We start from the raw sequence: 19,649 nt of genomic DNA, 5'->3' as shown, positions 1-19,649 counted from the left end.
AGCCGGAAGAAACAGGGCTGCCCCGCTGCAGCCCAGCTGCACACGGGACAGCCCCTCCGGTCACCCGTTCTGTACGCACAAGCTGCGCAAGTTACCTGCCCTCGTCCAGAGTGCCTCGTTCAGCCAAGGATTGTTCTGCAATTTCAATCGCACGCTTCACAAGGTTGCCCGCATCCCGGGTGGTGATGGCACCCCACCCCTCGCGCTGCACCGTGTCGTAGAAGCCGAGTTCCTTTGCCAGTTCGTATTTCAGTTCATCTGACATGGTTCCTCCACGACGTCCCATTGCATCACGCCTCCTTTGGCGAAACGGGTCCCGGCCTCGGAAACACAAGACCGTCTCCCGATTGGGTTTGGGTGACCCATCCTAGTGTTTGCAGCCGGACCCTCAGTATACGAAAACAGGGCGGTTCCACCCCGTCCAAGGGATGGAAACCGCCCTGTTGACAACGCCTGTTCGAATCAACAGATTATTGCACTTGCGTATAACGGAGACGTACATTTTCGCCGTCTTTGCAGATTTCCAGCTCAACCGTTTCGGTCAAAACGTCAGCGTAACTGTACGACACCCGTTTAAATGACCCGTCAGGCGGATCAAGTTTCACGACAAACACAGAAGGGTACGTTTCCTCGAGCACACCGAAGCGCTCAATCGTCTTTCTTCGCCCTCCGTTTGCCCTCAGAAGTACCCGTTCGCCAATCAAAGTGTCCAAGCTTTTTTTAATATCGTGGAGCGCATTTCTCGCCAACACACACCACCTCTTTCCATGGCCATCATACCATAGAAAGGGGGTGGTGTCAATCAAGGGACCATTATTATAGCAACGTATGTTTTTCCTTGTCAATGGGTATCGTACGAAATTCGGTCGTTCACTCATAAAGCGATTTCGGCAAACCCAACCGATATTTTCCGCGTGACTCGAGACCGCCGATGCCGTCCGTCCCGGTGTACGTTGAGCGGACCACATCGTACACATTAATGGTCTCGTTGACCGGCGTAAAGGCGATTTTTTCAGCGATAAACACCGGATCGAGCGCATGAATCATGATGCGCTGGGGAGAACTCGCGAAATTCGCGCCCGCATCCAAAATCGCTTCAAAGTGTGACTGACAGGCCCCCGCGATAATCACAAGGTCATCCATATTCCGCTCGTGTTTGCGCGCGTTCATCACGGCTTTGACGAAGTTTCCCGAATTCCTGTAGTTTCCGATATCCGCCCAGCTTTTCCCTTTTCGAATGACACCGTCGTGCCCCGTAATGATTAAGATGTCAGGCTCATATTGTTGAAGAAGCCCAGTCACCGCTTCTGGCATCTGCGCTTCCGGTACATGCTTGCCCACTGCGCGAATCCCGAGCTCCCGGTAGGTGGTCAAACACTTTTCCAGGTAGGTGCCGTCGCCGTCCAGGTGCAGCACCCTGCCGGGCCGCTCAAAAAAGTCGGGATTGGACTGGAACCGCGTTTCCTTGCGCAGCGACCGCTTCTCCCGCTCCATGGAACGCCGGCTCGTGATGAGCCGTAAACACTCTGATTCGACGCGATGGCGGTGCGCTTCGAACTCTTTTCGTTCTTCTTCGGTGACCGCGGCGAGATCATCGTACGGCGCGTCGGCCATGAGCCGCACATCAATCCCTTTGAGAATGGCTGTTTCGGTGGCGGCATCGACTTCCACGATGACAAAGCAAACGTCTTTGCCGTACGACTTCCGGGTGACCAAGTCGCCGGATTTCCACAAGGCTGCTCCCCTCCTTCGAACGTGATCCGAAGCCGTGGGTGGCGTGAATCCTCATCAGCATATGTCCCGGCGATTCGGCATGTGCCCGCTTTGGGAGGCGAACTTGAAGTGGAGACGTGTGCCATCATCCCCGCGCGCAACGAAGCAGAAGCCCTGCCCACGGTACTCCGTCAGGTGTACCGTTCCGGGGTTCGGACGTGTGTGGTGGTGGCAAACGGATGCAGCGATGACACGGCGCGGGTTGCCAAGGAGGTGGGCACGCCCCTCTTCACAGCGTTTTTGCTGGTGGAGGTCGCTGACCCGCTTGGGCCGGACGTACCGCGCGCCCTCGGCGCGTACCACGCCCTGCGCCGCCTGAAGGAGCTGTCCGCGTTGTTGTTCGTCGATGGGGATTGGCGCGGGGGATTTGGGCCGCAGCTGGCGCACTTTCTCACAAACGCTGCCAGCCAGCGCACGTGGGTCCAGGGCATTGGCGGCGCTCCCGTGCGCATCGACCAGCGCCTGTGGTACCACGCACTCCGCAAAACCGCACCGCAGATTGCGGACTTTCAGCCGGCACGCTTGCCGCTGTGGGTCGACTGCCGTCTGTTTCAGTTCATTTCTCCTGGGTGGCTGCACCACCCCGGCCGCTTCACGGCGTACGCGCTCCGTGCCATCGGCGGACAAGGCTTTGGCGTCGATCGGTCGTTTGACGGCCGGCTCGTCGGAAACCCCGCGCGCGACGAGACGCACGCCAAAAAGATGGCAGAAACACTCTTGGGGGACGCACTGGAGGGAACGGCCATCCTGCTGGGGACTCGCCCCTCGCGGGCATGGCAAGGCGCCATCATGGATGGCTACCATTCTGCAAGACGAATCGATGTGCTCGAACGCTGGCAATCGGTTCTGTCGATTCAGGATTTGGTGTAGCGGTCCGCCACCTTGGATGCGCCGTACGACTCCGGCTTGATGCGGGCTTCGTAACCGCTCGCCGTGATCCAGCTGACGATTTCCCGAACCATTTGCTTGGTGGCGCCCTTCTCGCCAATGTCGAGGTGAACCTCCAGGTTCCAGTCCGCTCCGTGCGCGTGCAGCTGCTCGGAGAGCAGTCCACAGAACTGCAGGCTGTACGCTGCCTCGGTAAACATGCGTTGCCGGAGTGAGAATCGATGCTTCTGGTCTTCCCTGTGGATGAAGTACTGTGCACCTTTGCCCACGCGGTGCAGAATGACAGCTGAGACGAAGGTGACGCCGGATTGTTTCGGCTGAGAATCTGTGCCAATCATCAGACGATACTGGTCATGGGGATGGGCGCGGACTTCGGTCAACAACGCATCAGCCACTTGCTCGAGTGTCATCCAGCCATGGGTCGGGCTCCGAAACGCAAACATCCACGTGCCCCCTTCGATGCAGTTCTGTGACCCGTTTGGAGCGAGACGCTGCGGCGTCCGCCTTGGCGCAGGGCGCCGCTTCGAAGTGCAAACCACGGCTTGCATACGAACCGCTTGGCTACAGTATATGACACTCGGCTGAAAAACGGAAAGAAAAGCGCACAATCTTCAGCCTGCAGACAGCCTCGTTCTTGCGCGCTTTTACGAAAGGGTGTTGAGAACGTCCGCGATGCAGCCAAATTCCCGGACATCGAGCGTCTCTCCCCGGCGCTGTCCGTCGATCCCGGCGGCAGCCAACACCGCCTGGATGTCTTCCTTCGGCCGCCCGAGGCCGCTGGTCAGCGCGTTTTGCAGCGTTTTCCGCCGCGTGGCGAACGCAGCACGCACCACCTGAAAGAACAGCCGCTCGTTCTGGACGACCACGGCCGGCGGATCCCTGCGGTCCATCCGAACCACCGCGGAGTCCACCCCAGGCGGCGGTAAAAACGCAGTGTTCGGCACCCGCAGGACCGTCTGCACGGCCGCGTGATACTGGACCGCGACGCTGAGCGCGCCGTACTCCTTGCCGCCTGGGCGCGCACTCAGCCGGTCGGCGACTTCCTTTTGCACCATCACGACGATGCGCTGCCAGTTCACGCCGGCATCGAGCAAGTGAAACAAAATCGGCGTGGTGATGTAGTAGGGTAAATTCGCCACCACCGAGACCGCGTCACACCCTTCAAAGGAGCGCCACAACGCGCGCACATCCGTTTGCAGGAAGTCGGCGAACTGCACGGTCGCGTTCGGGAAGGGCGCCAGCGTCTCCGCCAGCACAGGCTCGAGGGCGCGGTCCTTCTCCACCGCAAGGACGCGCTTCGCGCGGGCGGCCAATTCGCGTGTGACAACGCCTGCACCGGGGCCGATTTCCAGCACCCCCGACTGGCCGCCCACGCCGCTCGCAGCCACAATGGCGTCGAGCACATACGGGTCAATCAGGAAGTTCTGCCCCAGCTGTTTCTTCAGCGTAAAGCCGTGGCGCGTCATCAAATCGCGGAGAATCCGCGGAGTGGTCAGTCGGTCGGTTTCCGAGACAAAGGACATACCTGCTTGACAGCCTCCTCCCACTCCGTGCGGGTCACGGACAATGCGTTCAACTTGCGCACAAACGCCTTGGCGTTGCCTGTCCCAATGCCCAGATAATCGCCCACAGCCTGCCTGCGGGCCGCGGCGTTGGCCTCGCCAACCAAGCCAGCTTGCTCGAGATCGGCCATCGAAAACGTCCCGCCAAACGCCGCTGCCGGCGCGTCTGTCTGGGTCATGGCGTCCCCCCCTGTCGGCGCAGCGGGGGCCTCGTCTCCCCGCGCAGGCGGCCGAGGCGCAGCGCCGTCCGTCTTCCCCCTCGCGTGCAGCAGGGCCCGCGCAATGTCCTCGGGTGCAGCGTGCTCCACGCCGATGCCGCGCGCACTCACAGCTGCCGATCGCGGCAGAAACGCGTGCCGGCATCCGGGCACCGCCTCATCCACCCGGCGCCGGATGCGCTCCCCCGCACCATCGGGGTCGGTGAAGACAATGACCCCTCGCCTGTGTGCTGCCCGGCGCAGCTCCGACAAGGTCTTGCGAGCAATGCGATCGCCCCCGAGGACCCACACATCGGCCGTCACAGCCCGCTCCACCGCCTGCCGGTCGTGCAGCCCTTCGACCACGACAATCTCGGGCACAACGGGCCGCTCTCGTGCGCCGGGCGAGCGCGGCGGACGCTCGGAGGCTGCACGCGCGCTCATCGGGTTGCGGCCAGGCTGCTCAGTCACCCGCTTCACCCTTTTGTACCTTCTGAAACAAGCGATGCCCGTTTTCGTACGTCGCGTGTTCCACCGCAGCCACGGTTTGCCCGCGGACTTCCGCCAGCTTCTCGACCACCAGCCGCACGCGCGCAGGTTCGTTTCGCTTGCCCCGAAAGGGAGCCGGCGACAGGTAGGGTGCGTCCGTTTCAGCCAACAGCCACTCGTCCGGGATGCGCGCGGCCACCTCGCGCACGTCCGGCGCGTTTTTGAACGTCACCGGCCCGCCGAAGGAAATGAAAAACCCTAGATTCATCGCGGTTTTGGCATCCTCCAGCGTACCCGTGAAACAGTGCATCACGCCCCGAACGCGGCCTCTGCACTCCGATTGGAGCAGCGCCAGCGTGTCCGCCATCGCATCACGCGTGTGGATCACGACCGGCAGACCACACCGCGCCGCAATGGCCATCTGTCGGGCGGCCACCTCGCGCTGCTGCGGCCGCGGCGCCGCATCCCAGTAGTAGTCGAGGCCAATTTCCCCGATTGCGACCACCTTCGGATGCGCCGCGAGCCGCTCGACCTCCTCGAAATCGCGAGCCGGCACGTTGAGCGCCGCTTCGGGGTGAATGCCCACCGCCGCATACACCTCGTCGATTTGCTCGGCAAGCAGGACGGCGCGCCGTGAGGACGCCGCGTCCACGCCAGGCACCACAACCCGCCGCACGCCTGCCTCCCGCGCCCGCGCCACAACCTCCTGCAGGTCCTCGGCGAACTGGTCGTCGTTGAGGTGGCTGTGTGAGTCAAACAGCATTATTTGACCACCGCGCCATTGGGCATCTCATCCGACACGGTGACCAGCGACAGCTGGTCGCCTTCGGAGGCCGCCAGAATCATGCCGTTGGATTGTACACCGCGCAATTTCACAGGCTTCAAATTCGTGACCACAACGACTTTCCGGCCCACCAGCGTGGACGGCGGGTCAAAGTATTTCGCGATACCAGAGACAATCTGCCGCTGTTCGCTGCCGAGATCGACTTCCAGCCGCAGCAGTTTGTCAGCCCCTTCCACGCGTTCGGCCAGCAGAATCTGCCCGACTTTGAGTTCCACCTGCCCGAACGTGTCGATGCCAATCTGCGGCTTGCCAGCGGGTGCCGTGTCACCGGCCGGTTGGTTCTGTGTCGTGTCTTTTACATCCGTTTGCACGTTGTTCTCCCCCTGCATGGATTTGGCCGTGGACGTTTCACCGGCGGGACGCGCGCCTGCCGCGTTGGCCGCGTTCGTCAAAGCCTCCAGTGTGGCAATTTCCTCATGGACGTCAAGGCGCGGGAACAGCGGTGTCCCCTCCGCTACCTTGGTGCCGGAAGGAATCACGCCGGTCTCCGCCAGGCGGTCCCAGGCGGTCTCCCGCTCCGTCAAGCCGTACTGCTCGAACACACGAACCGCCGCGTTCGGCAGGAACGGCTGAATCAGCACTGCAATTCTGCGGATGGTGTCTGTCAGCGTGTACATGACCGCATCGAGCCGTTCCTTGCTGCCCGCCTTGTTCAAGGCCCACGGCGCCGTCTCGTCGATATATTTGTTGGCCTGTCCGACCAGCTTCCAGATGGCCCCGAGCGCCAGTGAGAACTGCATCGCGTCCATTTGCCGCTCTGTCTCGGCGACCGTCTCTGTGCCGAGATCGAACAGCGCCTGGTCGACGGCTTCCAAGGAGGCCGGTTTGGTAACCACGCCGCCGCAGAAGCGGTTCAGCATCGCCGCCGTCCGGTGCACCAGGTTGCCGAGGTCGTTGGCCAGGTCGAAGTTCAGCCGCTGCACCATCGCCTCCGGCGTAAAGACGCCGTCCTGCCCGAAGGGAATCTCCCGCAGCAGGAAGTACCGAATCGCGTCGCTGCCATAGCGTTCAATCAACAGTTTCGGGTCGATCACATTGCCCTTCGACTTGCTCATCTTCCCGTCCTTCATTAAGAGGAAGCCGTGGCCGTACACCTGCTTAGGCAGCGGCAGGCCGAGCGCCATCAGAATGATGGGCCAGTAGATGACGTGGAAGCGAACGATTTCCTTGCCAACGAAGTGCACGTCTGCCGGCCAGTAACGCTCGAACTTCTCGCGCATTTTCGGGTCGTCCGAGCCGTAGCCAATCGCTGTAATGTAATTCGTCAGCGCGTCCAGCCACACGTAAATCACATGCTTCGGATCGCGCTTGACGTGAATCCCCCAGTCGAATGAAGTCCGGGACACGCACAGGTCCTGCAGTCCGGGCTTGATGAAGTTGTTGATCATCTCGTTCTTTCGCGACTCGGGCTGGATGAACTGTGGGTTTTCCTCATAGTACTGGAGCAGCCGGTCCACATACTTGCTCATCCGGAAGAAGTAGCTTTCTTCCCGTTCGTACTTGACTTCCCGGCCGCAGTCCGGGCACTTCCCGTCCACCAAATCCCGCTCCAGCCAGAACGACTCACAGGGCGTACAGTACCAGCCTTCGTAGTTGCCCAGGTAAATATCCCCTTGGTCAATGAGCTGCTCGAAGATGGCCTCGACCACCCGCTTATGCCGGTCCTCGGTGGTCCGGATGAAATCGTCGTAGGAAACGTCCAGGCGGTCCCACAAGTCGCGGATCCAGTCAATGATGCCGTCCAGGAACGCCTTGGTGTCCATGCCGGCCTCACTGGCACGCGTCTGGATTTTCTGTCCGTGCTCATCGGTCCCCGTCAGGAACATCACATCGTATCCCCGCAGCCGCTTATAGCGCGCCAGCGCGTCCGCCGCCACGGTCGTGTAGGAGTGACCAATGTGCAGTTTGTCGTTCGGATAGTAAATTGGCGTGGTCAGGTAGAACTTCGGCTTTGTTGTTCGTGGTGTCGTCCCATTCGTCATCTCGCCAGCCTCCTCAATAGAAAAACCCGCCCCAACGGATTGGGGCGAGTGTTCATCGCGGTACCACCCAACTTCACGTGCATGGAGAAAACCAAGCACGCCTCAGCGGCCTGGACGCCTTCGCTTCACCACTCGCGGGCGGCCTGACCGGTCGTTCGATAACGGGAACACCGTTCGCGCCTACCCCTCCGGCACGCGGCAGCGAAGCCGACGCGCTGCAGCGGAGTTTCAGCGTGAAAACCTCCGGAACCATACTCCCTGGGTCTCCTCACCGGGCTTCCACCGTCCCCGATTCGCTGCCGAGTACCTTCCAGGTACCATTCCTTCACAGGTCCATTTGAAGCACAACGTTTGAAATAATATACCAATTCCCCAATACGAAGTCAACGATACCCGACCGAGGCCGGGCGCGTCGATAAAAACGCCTCGATTCGGTGCTGAGTTCGAGAGTCTGCGTGCCCAAATGCAGCCGTACCTGCGTACCCATTGCCTCATCCCTGCTCTGGTCAAACTTGCAAAATTATTGAGAAGATGTATAGTAGAATCAATTCAAGTTTTTACAGTGCTGAAAGTCAGTCCCTTGACATCCAGCGAACCAAGTCAAATCTGCAGCAAGAGAAAACGAGAACTCCAGATATGTAATCAAATGGTAAACCCAAAGGAGGCGCCGACATGAAATCTACTGGTATTGTGCGTAAGGTCGACGAACTTGGACGGGTCGTGATTCCGATTGAATTGCGACGGACACTGGGCATTGGGGAAAAGGACGCATTGGAAATCTACGTTGACGGCGACCGCATCATCCTCAAAAAGTATGAACCGGCTTGTATCTTCTGTGGGCAGGCAGATGAAATCATTCACTTCAAGGGTAAGAACATCTGCCCGTCTTGTATCGCAGAAATGAGTTCCTGATTTAGGGCTTGTTTCAAAGGCAGTCAAAGAACTGGGGCTGTTCCAGCCACATTTTGGATGTGGATTGGAGCAGCCCTGGTTTGGTCTGAAAAGCGAATATCGGCGCCCGGCGTGCGCTTCCCCCGCTTCGCAGAAGAGGACTGAAAAAACACCCGTACGCTTACTCCATCTCGTCGAGTGTCAACCGGTACAATTCGGCCCGCCGGACCCCCAGTTCCGCAGCAGTTTGTTTGACGGCTTCCCGGTGTGAGCGGCCGTCCTTCATCGCTGCCCGCACCTTTGCGACGGCTGCTTCCATCCGGCGCTGCGCCTGTCGTACACCATCTTCCAGGTCAGCAGCGGCGTCCTCCGGAGACTTGGGTCCTACGATAATGACGTACTCCCCCCGCGGCTGCTCCGCCCTGGCATAGGCCGCCAACTCCGAAAGGGACCCGCGAATGAACGTCTCGTGCTGCTTGGTCAGCTCCTTGGCCACAACGCCCGCGCGGGCCGGGAAGGACGCGTCCAGCAACGCCAGCGTCGCCGGGAGCCGGTGCGGTGCTTCGTAAAACACAATCGATCCCGGCACACCAGCCAATGTCTGCACATACCGCTCGGCCTCCCGCTTGTCCCGCGGCAGAAACCCAGCAAACGTAAACGGCAGGGACGGCAGTCCGCTCGCCACCAGTGCCGCGAGGACGGCACTGGCGCCCGGGACGGGGATGACCGGCACGTTGTGGGCAATCGCGAGGGTCACCGCGTCATCGCCGGGATCGGAAATGCCTGGCGTACCCGCATCCGTCAGCAGGGCGATGGACTTGCCCTCCTGCCACCACCGAACAAAATCTTCAGCGCGCGAACGCCGGTTGTGCTGGTGATAACTGACCAGTGTCCGGACATGAATGTCAAAATGGGTGAACAGTTTGCGCGAATGCCGTGTGTCTTCCGCAGCCACGATGTCTGCCGTGCGCAGGACCTCCAGCAGCCGCAGCGACACGTCCTGCAAATTGCCAATGGGCGTGCTGCACAAGTACAAGCACGCCCCGGTTTGTTGAAAGCTGTGTTGAATTTCCGGCATGTCGGAGAAGACCTCGCATCCCAACCAGTCTGAGGAACGCGCACGGTTTCGGCGCGCGTTCCGGCAGTTCCGCGTTATTTGCGGAGGAAGCCCAGGCAAAACAGACATTCTCCGTCCGTCCGCAAGCTGCCGTACTTCACGTTGCAAATATGGAATCCCTCCTGATAAATACGCATCAGGTTGTCCTTGCCCGAACTCGTGAGTTCGCCGTCGGGCGGCAGCGCCGCGCCCGTCCGATAACGTTCCAATTCCTGTTCCAGCCGCTGATTTTCCTCAATCAAGGCAATGATTTTGTCCTTGAGTGTACCCAATTCAACGTAGAGTTCGCCGATCCGCTCTTCCAGATTCGCAACTTGTACGAACAGCGACTGTTTGTCCATTTATAAGACAACACCCTGTTCCTGATAGGTGTCATTCTCAAACTTTAAGCAGCACATCAATCTGCCGCACAAACCCGAGATTTTCGTGGGGTTCAGAGACAGGCTCTGGTCTTTCGCCATGCGAATCGAGACCGGATCAAACTCGCCCATCCACGTACTGCAGCACAATAAGCGGCCGCACGGACCAATGCCGCCCAAAATTTTCGCTTCGTCGCGAACGCCAATCTGCCGGAGTTCAATCCGAACGCGAAACACGGAGGCCAGGTCCTTCACCAATTCTCGAAAATCCACGCGGCCTTCCGCCGTAAAGTAGAAAATCAGTTTGTTGCGGTCAAACGTGTACTCCGCGTCGACCAGCTTCATTTCCAGGTTATGCGCCTGGACTTTCTCGCGAAAAACCTGCATCGACTCGCGGGCGCGCCGACGGTTTTCCTCCACCGTTTCCGCATCCTTCGGCGTCGCGACCCGCATGATTTGCTTCAACGGCAGCACGACGTCCTTTTCGTCCACCGTGCGCCTGCCGACGACGACCTCTCCGTACTCCACACCGCGCGTCGTTTCCACAATGACGCGGTCATGGACATCGATGAGGGCATCTCCCGGATCGAAATAGTACACCTTTCCGGCAGGCTTGAATCGTACTCCTACCACGTTATACATTCGCCAACCCCCTTTGCACTCGGATGCACATCTGCTCCAAGTTCAAGAGCGGCGCTGCGTGCGACTGCACCCGCAACTTCGCGTCAAGAACCCGTTCAATCATCGCAGCGAGTTGCGCAGTCGAAGCCAGTTGCGCATGTTTGTGCAGTTCCCTTTGAAACGCCTCAAACCGTATATGTTCCAACTGTCCCGTCTGGACATAAATGATGTCACGTAACCACAATGACAGAAAATGCAACGCGTCGCCAAGCGGTATCGACCCGGCGGCCTTCATGAACTGGTCCGCCAGCCGCACTGCCGGTACCTTTCGAGACAAACAAGTCTCTGTCCATTGTATCATCGGGGTCACTTGAGCCGCAAACGTTTCCTCGCCGTCCGCCTGTCCAAGTCCCTCCAAACCAGGGGAATCTGGGTCTTCCCACAGTTTCTCGGACTGCAGCGCGTATTGCGAACACCGGGACAAAATCGTCGGGAGCACCCGCCTGGCATGCACGGCCGTCAGCAGTGCGACAACGGGAGAATTGGGCTCCTCCAGCGTCTTCAGCAGCCGGTTTGCAGCGGCGGGTGTCGCCGTATCGATGCCGTAAATCACGTAAACCAAGCGCCCGCCCCCGTGCGCTCGCAGCGACAATTGGCCTTGCAGGGACTCTATCTCTGCGGTTTTCACACTGCCGCTCTGCAGGCCGTCCACCACATGAACATCCGGGTGGTTTCCTTGTTCGACCGCCAGGCACGCCGCACACCGGCCGCAAGGCACTTCATCTGCGGTACACAGCAACAACTTCGCCAAATATTTCGATATTTCTCGAGCCGCACCCGGATGCCCCAACAACAACATCGCATGCGGCACCGTACCCTGGTTCAACCGCTGGTAGAGGTCTTCCAGACCCACGCTGTGCACGGGCCAGTTCTGATAAGAAGCGAGTTTTTTCACAGAAACCACCTTTAAAACTGCGCGAATTGGGCGATATCCAGCACGAACACGGTTGCCCCGCCGACCTGCACGGTCACCGGATACGGCACGTAAGACTCCAGCTGGCTGCCCATCGGAGACATCGGCGTCACCACCTGGTCCCGTGCCCGGCAGCTCGTTTTAATCAACTCCAGCACTTGCTCAACTTGTTCATCCTGCGTACCAATCATGAATGTCGTGTTTCCAGCGTGCAAAAACCCACCTGTACTGGCCAACTTGGTGGCGCGAATCCCCTGCTTCACGAGGTTTTGCGCAAGGCGTGGACTGTCCTTGTCCTGGACGACGGCCAAGATCAGCTTCATCGGGTGACTCCCCTTTCCCTGGTGAAGTTGATGCAGATTATGATATGCCTGTTAATTTCGTGATCTGACGCCAGATCTCCTGCTCCAGAACGTCGGGCGGCTGCGTTGCATCCAGCACGACGACGCGCTCCGGTTCGTTCTCGGCGATGCGCAGGAACGCGTCCCGTACGCAATGAAAGTATGCGTCGTCTCGCTGTTCGATGCGGTCAGGCCGCACTTCTCCCCGCGATTTTTGCACCCGCTGCCGGCTCTCGGGCACGGGCAAATCAAACAGGAACGTGCAGTTTGGCCTGAGCCCGCGCGTCGCGAACGCGTTGATGCGTGCTACAATGTCGATCCCGACGCCAAGCCCCGCCCCTTGATAAGCGATGCTGGCGTCCACGTAGCGGTCGCACAGCACGACCTGCCCGCTCGCCAGCGCTGGCCGGATGACCTCGTGCAGCAACTGGGCACGGGAGGCTGCGTACAACAGCACCTCTGTCTCGTGCGCCATGGTCTTTGACCCAGCATCGAGCAACAGGCGCCGCACTTCGTCGCCAATGATGGTGCCGCCCGGTTCGCGCGTGCACACGACCTGCAGGCCGCTCGCCTCCAACCGGCGCTGCAGCCGCCGAATTTGCGTACTCTTCCCGGCACCGTCTATGCCTTCAAACGTGATGAACACGGTGATGTCCTCCCTGTCTCTATCACCGCTATCGTACCATCCGGGCGTACACCGTGCACATCCACGGCTGCCTCGACGGCTTCCTCCCGCGCACCCGGCCAGAGCCGCCGAAGTTCGTCGAGGGTGCGGCGGTCGATGCGCTGCCCCGGCCAGACCACCGGCACACCGGGCGGGTACGGCGTCACGGGCAGTGCCGCGATGCGGCCCTGCGACTGCTCAATGGGGACCCACACCCGACCTGCGAATGCGGCGTCGCGCGGCGACACCACGAAGTCCACGACCCCCCGCGCCGCTTCGGACGCCCCTGCCGCTGGTGCCCCCCGCAACGGGTCCGGCGCCGAAGCGGGACCCGTCGGTGGTGCCGCCATTGAATCCGCGTCCGGTGCCGAACGGCGCCACGCTTCCAGAACGCCCAAGTAGCGGTCGACCACCTCCGGGGTCACGCCAAACCCAAACAGGCTCAACACCCCATCCCAGTCGCCGTATTCGACAAACAACCCCTGTTCAGCCAACATGCCCTGCAGGCGGCGGCTTTCGCGAAGGCTGCTGGTTGGCACCCAGTGCCGGAGCGGGTCACGCCATGGGCCCTCGCCGCTCACAGACGGCGCCTCAGGCACAGACGCCGCGTCCCCCGCCAGCGCCAGGATTTCCATCGATGCACGTACTTCCTCCACCGGCGCCAGGATTTCCATCGCGCGGCGGGCAGCGCCGGGACCGGCAAACCGCAGCCAGGCCTGCGCCACATCCAAGGAGGCCAGGAGCAGGTACGAAGGACTCGTGGTATGCATTTGCCGCAGGAACGTCGCAACACGATCGCGATCGACCCGCGGGCCTGTGCAGTGGACCCACGCGGTCTGCGTGAGGCCCGGAAGCGTCTTGTGGACACTTTGAATGACAACGTCCGCACCCGCAGCCACACTGTGCTGGGGAAACGCGGGATGCAGGCCGAAGTGCGCGCCGTGGGCTTCATCCACAATCAAGGGCAGCCCCCGCTGGTGCACCACCCTGGCGATCGCTGCGACCGGTGCCGCCTGGCCCCGATACGTCGGCGAGGTGAGATAGACGGCATCCACGTCCGTGATGTGCTGCATCACCTGCTCGACCTGCCAGGCCTCCGGCACAAAGCGGATGTCCCGCCGGCCAAAGAAGGCGAGCGGCAGCACCGGCTGTGCCCCTGCGAACACGAGCCCGTTCCACGCACTTTGATGAAATGGATTGAGAAACAGGACCCGGCCCCCCGGCTGCACGACGCCCGCAATCGCGGCCACCACGCCCGCCGTAGACCCGTTCACGCTGAAAAAACAGGCGTCCGACCCGTAGTGTCCGGCCGTCAATTGCTGCGACACTTCCATGCACCCCTCCGGATGATGAAAGTTATCGAGACCCGGCAGCTCCGTCAAATCGAGCCGCGCCGCGGAACCCAGCCAGTGCAGGAGTTGGCGGGGAAGCATGCGTCCTTGCTGGTGTCCTGGGACATGCAGGGGAAAACGCGACATCGAGGCGTGCTTGACCAGTGCCGCGAGAACAGGCGTCTCTTCCATGGGCCAATCACCGGGCCCCATCGGTTGAAGGTCAACTGCTGCACCTTGCACAAGGAAACTCCTTCGCGGTTTTTCTCCATCATACAAAACGGGGCCCGCCCCCGCCAAAACACAGGGTTGAGCCCCGTCTTCTCCCCGCAGGACGCAGGACCTGCTTCGACAAGCCTTGCACCGCACGGCTGCCTGCCCTGTCAGGAAATCGCCGCCAGCCAGATCTGCTTCATGCATTCAATATAGTACGGATAACGCGCGTCCTCCACGTCCGTCGAGACAATTGCCCGCTCACAATCCGCACACAGAAACACCCCGCATATCCGGATACCAGCTGCTTTTTCCTGCTTGCACACGATGCAAGCACTGTTCAATGAAACGGATTCCCCGCCAACGTGCGCTTGATGATTCATGATTCAATCCACCCACCTAGCTGATCGGTCGATCACGATGCAGAGGACAACCTCTTCTAGCAATCAGTATGCCGCAGGAACATAGCGGTTATACCTCACGACGTGCGGAAGATTGACAAGCTTGAAAGAACGCCCGGGAACAGATGATGCCGCTGCGCGGAAACTCCTACACGGTATGCGCGGACGAATGTCCGACGTTCGTTGACAGCGAAGATCGGGGAGGCGTGTGCTATAATGCTTTTGCTTTGGTGGGATAGGAGGGGGTTATGTGCGCAGTTCAAGCCTAGCGCGTGGCGCTTCTGTGATGGTGATCAGCGTCGGGATCGCCAAGGTGCTGGGCATCCTCTATATTGTCCCGCTGACTGCGCTCATTGGACCAGCCGGATTGGGCATTTACTCAAACGCGTACGCGCTGTACGCGATTCTGTTAACCCTCGCGACCTCCGGCTTTCCGACAGCGATGGGAAAAATCATTTCGGAGCGCCTGGCGCTCAAAAATTACGCCGAGGTCGCACAAATCTACCGGGTCACATCGCGCATGCTGTGGGTGTTCGCGGTTGTCCTGTCGCTGCTCATGTGGTTTGGCGCCCCGTGGTACAGTGCGCTCGTCGCGCTGCGTGACCCTGGCGGCGCATCGGCCTACCTGGTCAGTTCCATCCGCGCGCTGGCGCCCGCAGTCCTCATCGTGCCCACCATGAGCGGCATGCGCGGCTTCCTTCAGGGGTTCCAACGACTTGAGCCGTCTGGTTGGTCACAGGCGGTCGAGCAATTGTTTCGCGTGGTGGCCATCGTGGCCGGCGCGTTTCTCGTGGTCCGCGTCATGCACGGAAGTATTGCGCAAGGCGCCGCCGCCGCAACCTTTGGTGCGTTTGTCGGTGCCGCCGCCGGCATGATTCTCCTGACCATCGCGGTTGTTCCGCTCCTGCGCGAGGTGCGGGCAAAATCAGGCCGCCGCTCGTCTGCGCTGTCCAACCGGGAAATCCTGCGCATTTTATACCGAATTGGCCTGCCCGTGAGCCTCGGCGCACTCGTGGTTCCCATCTCCGGAATTGTGGACTCTGTCACAGTACAGAACCTGCTGATGAGTACGGGCATGAGCCTCAGCAAGGCCACCGCCGACTACGGCATCCTGTCTCGGCAGGCGTTCCAGCTGATTCAGCTGCCGCTCGCCTTTGCGATGGCCATCGGCGCTTCTGTGCTGCCGTCCATTTCCCGCGCAACCGCGCTCAAAGACCAACGAACCATTCAATCCAATGTGACGGGCACGATTCGGTCCATGTTTTTCATGAGCATCCCCATTGCTGCCAGCTTTCTCATCCTCGGTCGTCCTGTGGACATCTTGCTGTTTCACAGCACACAGGGGTCCTTGATTATTTCGAGTGTGTCATTCATGGGGATTTTCAGCAGCCTGGAGTTGATTTCGACCTACATGCTGCAAGGGCTGGGCAAGATGTACCGGCCGGTGCGCAACATGTTTATCGGGGTGTTCGTAAAACTGGTTTTGAATATCGCGCTCATCCCCCATTGGCACATTCTTGGCGCCGCGCTCGCAACGGTGATTGGATACTTGTTTTCTTCCACGCTGAACATCCTGGCTGTCCGCAAATATGGAAAGGTCCGCTTTTCTGTCTGGCGTCTTGCGATGCCGCTCATCCTCGCCTCGATTCCGCTGTGCGCCAGCCTGGGCGTCGTCAGCTGGCTGTCCTATGACGCCGCACACCTTTTGTACGGCATGGATGACCGGCTCGTCGCGCTGACGCAAATCCTCCTCTCCCTCCTCATTGGCGGCATCGTGTATATCTTGTCCACGATTTGGATGCACGCTGTGACGGCGGATGAGCTGCACCGACTGCCGTGGGTCGGCGGGCGCCTGTCCAGACTGGCCAGCCGCCTGCAGGGGCAGGCGGCGAGCTGACCCGTTCACAGTGCCTGTGAATATTCCCGCGTAAAGAAGCGCAGGCTTGCAAATAGCGCATCACGCAGGCGACTCAATCAATGGGAGTGATTGTATGAGTGCCATGAAACAAGCCACGTGCCCATACTGTGGAGATTCATGGGAAATTGATTTGGACGCCCCCGAATTGTCCGACCAGGACCGCATCGAGCTGGATGCCGAGCCGGTTGCGACCGTGGTGTGCGCAGACTGTTTGGACCTTCATCTGCATACGTAGGCGCGGGCCGCAATCCCGCATCGTCAGGCGAGGTGCTGCGACCCGGTCCTCGACGCTGGCAGACAAATACGGACCGTTGTGCCTTTTCCAGGCTCACTTGTAAAGCGCATCGTGCCGCGGTGAGCCGCAAGGATTCGATGACTGACCATTAACCCCAGACCCGTGCCTTTTTCCTTTGTAGTAAAAAAGGGTTCTCCGAGTTTGGGCAGACGGTCAGCCGGAATGCCTTCTCCTTGGTCCATCACGTCAATGCACACGTCTCCTGCTGACACCTGTCCGCTCACGCGGACGGTCCCTCCTTGCGGCATGGCTTCCATGGCGTTTTTAATGACGTTCAAAAACACCTGTTTCAATTGGCTTTTGTCACAATCGACAAACGGCAAAGCGGCAGGAAAGTCCGTCTGCACAGAAATGTTTTTGATCACGGCCTGCGTCAGCAGCAGTGCGACCACTTCCTGCACAATCGGCACAACGTCCCACGGTTGAAAGTGAACCTCCTGGGGCTTCGCCAACAGCAGCATCTCGCCGAGGATGGAATCGATACGGTCCAGCTCGGCCATCATGATGTCGAAGTATTGGCGCTCTGGATACTCGGCCTTTTCGTGCAAAATCTGCGTGAAGCCCTTTAAGGAGGTGAGCGGGTTTCGAATTTCGTGCGCAACACCGGCTGCCAATTGCCCCACAGCGGACAGTTTTTCCGCTTGCAAAAGCAGTTCGTCCATCCGTTTCAACCGCGTGATGTCCCGAATGATGACCTGAATACCGTGGTCCCCAAAGGGCATTCCCATGACTTCCGCATGAAACACCTGTCCGTCCAGTCTAAAAAACCGCATTTCGACAAAACCGACAGGCTCTCCACGCAGGATGGCCTGCGCGCGCAGCCGAGCCGCTGCCCGGTGGTCCGGATGCAGCAAGTCCTCAGGGTCTCTCCCACGCAAATCCTCCATGCACGCTGCGCCGAACATCTTCAATCCGGCGGTGTTCATGTACACCCACTTTCCGTTCTCCATCACACCGATGCCGTCCAGAGAATTTTCCACCAGTTTTTTGTAGCGCTGCTCGCTTTCGTGCAGTTGAAGCTCGAGCGTCTTCAAGTCCGTGATGTCCTGCGTCGCACCGAACAGCCGGACCGGAACCCCCGCGTCATCGAACATCACCTCACACCGAACGTGGAAGAAGCCCATCGTGCCGTCCGCGCGAATGGCCCTGTACACGCGGTCCAACGGTGCGCCGGTGTCGACGGCCGCCTGTACGCTGCGTTCGAACCATTCCTTATCTTCCGGGTGAATAAGGGATTTGAACTTGTCGAAGGTAATGGTGTCACGTGCGGGGTCCAGGCCTAGGTTGCGATACGCCTGGTCGGAATACTGGATGACTCCGGTTGTCAGATCCCGCTCCCAGTGACCCAGTCGAGCGATTCGCACGGCATTCTCCAGAGACTCCTGTAAAGTCATTTGCTCGGAAATGTCCCTGCCGACCCCCACCAGCTGAGACACCTCCCCTTGTTCATTGCGAATGATTCGAAGGGTTGTCTCATACCAGAGATAATTGCCGCTCTTCAGGAGTATCCGGCTCGTAAACCGAAAGAAGTCTTCCCCTTGGAGCATCCGATCGCGAATGTCCTTGAAGTAATTGACATCCTCCGCATGAAACAAGTCCACCAGCGGCTTCCCAATCAATTCCGATGGATGATACCCAAGGACTTGCACGGATGGTGAGACATAGCTGCAAATGCCCTCTGGTGTCGAGACGGAGATGACATCCTGGGAGTTTTCGGATATCAACTGAAATAATTGATGAATCTGCAGGAGCTCGTCCTGCATTTTCTTCTGTTCGGTGATGTCCTCCAGAATGCTGTACAGCCCAATCAGCTCGCCATCAATGATGATGGGCACATTGGTCAGCCTGACATCGACCGGATGTCCGTCCTTGTGCCGGATGGTGCACTCCACATTTTCAGCGAACGGAGATTTGAATGTGGTCCGGAGCGACCTGTCCGCTGGATCAAGGAGTGCGCCAATCACGTCCATCTGCCGAAGTTCGTCCAGCGTGTACCCCGTCATCATTTCGAACGCTGGGTTGGCACCAATCACCGAACCATCGGTTCGAAACGAGCAAATCCCGTTGGGGTTGTATTTCTTCAACGACTCGTAACGCTCACTTCGCTCCCTTAGCATTCTCTCCATATCGCGCTGCGTTGTGACGTCCTTGGCAATGCCAAACACGCCAATGGGGGTCCCGTCCACGACAATCGGTGTATTCGAAATATCGAGTTCGACACGCTGGCCGTCCTTGCGCACCATGACGGTCTCAAAGCGCGTGGATTGGCCCCCGTGCCATTGTTTGACAATCTTCGAACGCCAGGATTGGAGGTGTTCGGGAGCGACCATCTGCTCAAACGACATGCGCAAAAACTCGTCGCGAGAATAGCCAAATACCCTCACGCAGGCTGGGTTCGCGTCGATGTAGTTCCCGTCTAAATCGGACACAAACACGGCGTCCGGATGGTGCTCGAAAAACGACTGATAAATGCCGCTGTCCGATATATGTTTCAGATCATCTCTGCGAACAGACACGTTGTGCACCTGACTTTCACGACAAATATTACCACTCTCTCTGTGTCAGGCCTGGTTGATTCAGTTCTAAACGGGTCGAGTTTGTACAGAAATGCCGAACAAGACGGCTGTTTTTGCCTCTCGTTCGGCTCATATCTGGCTCACCACTGTCGAATACAGTTTCACCTGGCCCGTGACTACCCATCATCATAAAGAAAGCATGGCCTCAGTTCAAGTTCTGGGTAATATTTACTCATTTGTAGACAGGGCGCTCATCTGGAGACAGGGGGCTGCG

The 19,649-nt window shown here is 59.4% G+C and carries 20 protein-coding genes and 1 pseudogene; 4 read left to right on the top strand and 17 right to left on the bottom strand.

Annotation, left to right across the window (positions count from 1 at the left end; all coding sequences use genetic code 11):
• Nucleotides 1-91: 91 nt before the first annotated feature.
• From JI721_RS07360 to yabG, 3 genes are all read right to left on the bottom strand, one after another.
• A complete protein-coding gene (locus tag JI721_RS07360) occupies nt 92-286 on the bottom strand; it encodes a small, acid-soluble spore protein, alpha/beta type (protein ID WP_274457373.1) in 195 nt (64 codons plus the stop codon).
• 184 nt (nt 287-470) lie between these two features.
• Nucleotides 471-749 carry a biofilm formation stimulator Veg gene (veg, locus tag JI721_RS07355; protein WP_274457372.1) on the bottom strand — a complete coding sequence of 93 codons (279 nt, stop codon included), beginning with the start codon at nt 747-749 and terminating at the stop codon, nt 471-473.
• Between the two features lie 121 nt (nt 750-870).
• Nucleotides 871-1,734, bottom strand: coding sequence for a sporulation peptidase YabG (gene yabG / locus JI721_RS07350; RefSeq protein ID WP_274457371.1), 864 nt, complete (start codon nt 1,732-1,734; stop codon nt 871-873).
• 108 nt (nt 1,735-1,842) lie between these two features.
• On the opposite strand from yabG, the gene JI721_RS07345 reads away from it, so the two are divergent.
• The gene (locus JI721_RS07345) at nt 1,843-2,643 is read left to right on the top strand and encodes a glycosyltransferase family 2 protein (RefSeq protein WP_274457370.1); all 801 of its coding nucleotides are present in this window, start codon (nt 1,843-1,845) and stop codon (nt 2,641-2,643) included.
• On the opposite strand, the gene JI721_RS07340 is transcribed toward JI721_RS07345, so the two are convergent.
• The 5 genes from JI721_RS07340 to metG form a co-directional block, all read right to left on the bottom strand.
• Nucleotides 2,628-3,104 (bottom strand): ribonuclease H-like YkuK family protein, encoded by a 477-nt coding sequence (locus tag JI721_RS07340; protein ID WP_274457369.1) that lies wholly within the window; start codon nt 3,102-3,104, stop codon nt 2,628-2,630. The genes JI721_RS07345 and JI721_RS07340 overlap by 16 nt on opposite strands.
• Before the next feature lie 201 nt (nt 3,105-3,305).
• Nucleotides 3,306-4,184, bottom strand: a complete 879-nt coding sequence (gene rsmA / locus JI721_RS07335; RefSeq protein ID WP_274457368.1) for a 16S rRNA (adenine(1518)-N(6)/adenine(1519)-N(6))-dimethyltransferase RsmA — start codon at nt 4,182-4,184, stop codon at nt 3,306-3,308.
• Entirely contained in the window at nt 4,154-4,900 is a 747-nt protein-coding gene (locus tag JI721_RS07330) for a ribonuclease M5 (protein ID WP_274457367.1), read from the bottom strand. Before JI721_RS07330 ends, rsmA begins: the two co-directional genes overlap by 31 nt.
• Nucleotides 4,884-5,672, bottom strand: coding sequence for a TatD family hydrolase (locus JI721_RS07325; protein WP_274457366.1), 789 nt, complete (start codon nt 5,670-5,672; stop codon nt 4,884-4,886). Before JI721_RS07325 ends, JI721_RS07330 begins: the two co-directional genes overlap by 17 nt.
• Nucleotides 5,672-7,735 carry a methionine--tRNA ligase gene (gene metG, locus JI721_RS07320; RefSeq protein WP_274457365.1) on the bottom strand — a complete coding sequence of 688 codons (2,064 nt, stop codon included), beginning with the start codon at nt 7,733-7,735 and terminating at the stop codon, nt 5,672-5,674. Before metG ends, JI721_RS07325 begins: the two co-directional genes overlap by 1 nt.
• 672 nt (nt 7,736-8,407) lie before the next feature.
• Here metG and JI721_RS07315 point away from each other — a divergent pair.
• The gene (locus JI721_RS07315; RefSeq protein ID WP_021294663.1) at nt 8,408-8,647 is read left to right on the top strand and encodes an AbrB/MazE/SpoVT family DNA-binding domain-containing protein; all 240 of its coding nucleotides are present in this window, start codon (nt 8,408-8,410) and stop codon (nt 8,645-8,647) included.
• Nucleotides 8,648-8,807: 160 nt separating this feature from the next.
• Here JI721_RS07315 and rsmI read toward each other — a convergent pair whose 3' ends face one another.
• The 8 genes and pseudogenes from rsmI to JI721_RS07275 all read right to left on the bottom strand — a co-directional run bounded on the left by rsmI (nt 8,808) and on the right by JI721_RS07275 (nt 14,628).
• Nucleotides 8,808-9,704: a 16S rRNA (cytidine(1402)-2'-O)-methyltransferase gene (gene rsmI / locus JI721_RS07310; RefSeq protein WP_274457364.1), complete on the bottom strand. Its 897-nt coding sequence runs from the start codon at nt 9,702-9,704 to the stop codon at nt 8,808-8,810.
• Between the two features lie 74 nt (nt 9,705-9,778).
• Complete coding sequence (locus tag JI721_RS07305) at nt 9,779-10,084, bottom strand: initiation-control protein YabA (protein ID WP_274457363.1); 306 nt, start codon at nt 10,082-10,084, stop codon at nt 9,779-9,781.
• A 21-nt stretch (nt 10,085-10,105) separates the two neighbouring features.
• A pseudogene (locus JI721_RS07300) lies at nt 10,106-10,744 on the bottom strand (PSP1 domain-containing protein); the annotation flags it as partial.
• Nucleotides 10,737-11,678, bottom strand: coding sequence for a DNA polymerase III subunit (locus JI721_RS07295; RefSeq protein WP_274457362.1), 942 nt, complete (start codon nt 11,676-11,678; stop codon nt 10,737-10,739). The pseudogene JI721_RS07300 and the gene JI721_RS07295, both read right to left, overlap by 8 nt.
• 11 nt (nt 11,679-11,689) lie before the next feature.
• On the bottom strand, nt 11,690-12,019 hold the full coding sequence (locus tag JI721_RS07290; RefSeq protein WP_274457361.1) for a cyclic-di-AMP receptor: 330 nt from the start codon (nt 12,017-12,019) through the stop codon (nt 11,690-11,692).
• A 37-nt stretch (nt 12,020-12,056) separates the two neighbouring features.
• Complete coding sequence (tmk, locus tag JI721_RS07285; RefSeq protein ID WP_407654082.1) at nt 12,057-12,683, bottom strand: dTMP kinase; 627 nt, start codon at nt 12,681-12,683, stop codon at nt 12,057-12,059.
• A complete protein-coding gene (locus tag JI721_RS07280) occupies nt 12,659-14,275 on the bottom strand; it encodes an aminotransferase class I/II-fold pyridoxal phosphate-dependent enzyme (protein WP_274457360.1) in 1,617 nt (538 codons plus the stop codon). The genes tmk and JI721_RS07280 overlap by 25 nt, the downstream gene beginning before the upstream one ends.
• Before the next feature lie 140 nt (nt 14,276-14,415).
• On the bottom strand, nt 14,416-14,628 hold the full coding sequence (locus tag JI721_RS07275) for a sigma factor G inhibitor Gin (protein ID WP_274457359.1): 213 nt from the start codon (nt 14,626-14,628) through the stop codon (nt 14,416-14,418).
• Nucleotides 14,629-14,896: 268 nt separating this feature from the next.
• On the opposite strand from JI721_RS07275, the gene JI721_RS07270 reads away from it, so the two are divergent.
• Together JI721_RS07270 and JI721_RS07265 are read left to right on the top strand one after the other, a co-directional pair.
• Nucleotides 14,897-16,543 carry a putative polysaccharide biosynthesis protein gene (locus JI721_RS07270; RefSeq protein WP_274457358.1) on the top strand — a complete coding sequence of 549 codons (1,647 nt, stop codon included), beginning with the start codon at nt 14,897-14,899 and terminating at the stop codon, nt 16,541-16,543.
• 94 nt (nt 16,544-16,637) lie between these two features.
• Nucleotides 16,638-16,799, top strand: coding sequence for a hypothetical protein (locus tag JI721_RS07265; RefSeq protein ID WP_274457357.1), 162 nt, complete (start codon nt 16,638-16,640; stop codon nt 16,797-16,799).
• Between the two features lie 23 nt (nt 16,800-16,822).
• On the opposite strand, the gene JI721_RS07260 is transcribed toward JI721_RS07265, so the two are convergent.
• Nucleotides 16,823-19,375 carry a PAS domain S-box protein gene (locus JI721_RS07260; RefSeq protein ID WP_274457356.1) on the bottom strand — a complete coding sequence of 851 codons (2,553 nt, stop codon included), beginning with the start codon at nt 19,373-19,375 and terminating at the stop codon, nt 16,823-16,825.
• Nucleotides 19,376-19,649: the final 274 nt, after the last annotated feature.

Origin of the sequence: Alicyclobacillus cycloheptanicus, from assembly GCF_028751525.1 — a bacterium.
Classification (GTDB): Bacteria; Bacillota; Bacilli; order Alicyclobacillales; family Alicyclobacillaceae; genus Alicyclobacillus_L; species Alicyclobacillus_L cycloheptanicus.
Note: the sequence above shows the minus strand (reverse complement) of the source record. Positions and strands in the feature narration are given on the sequence as shown.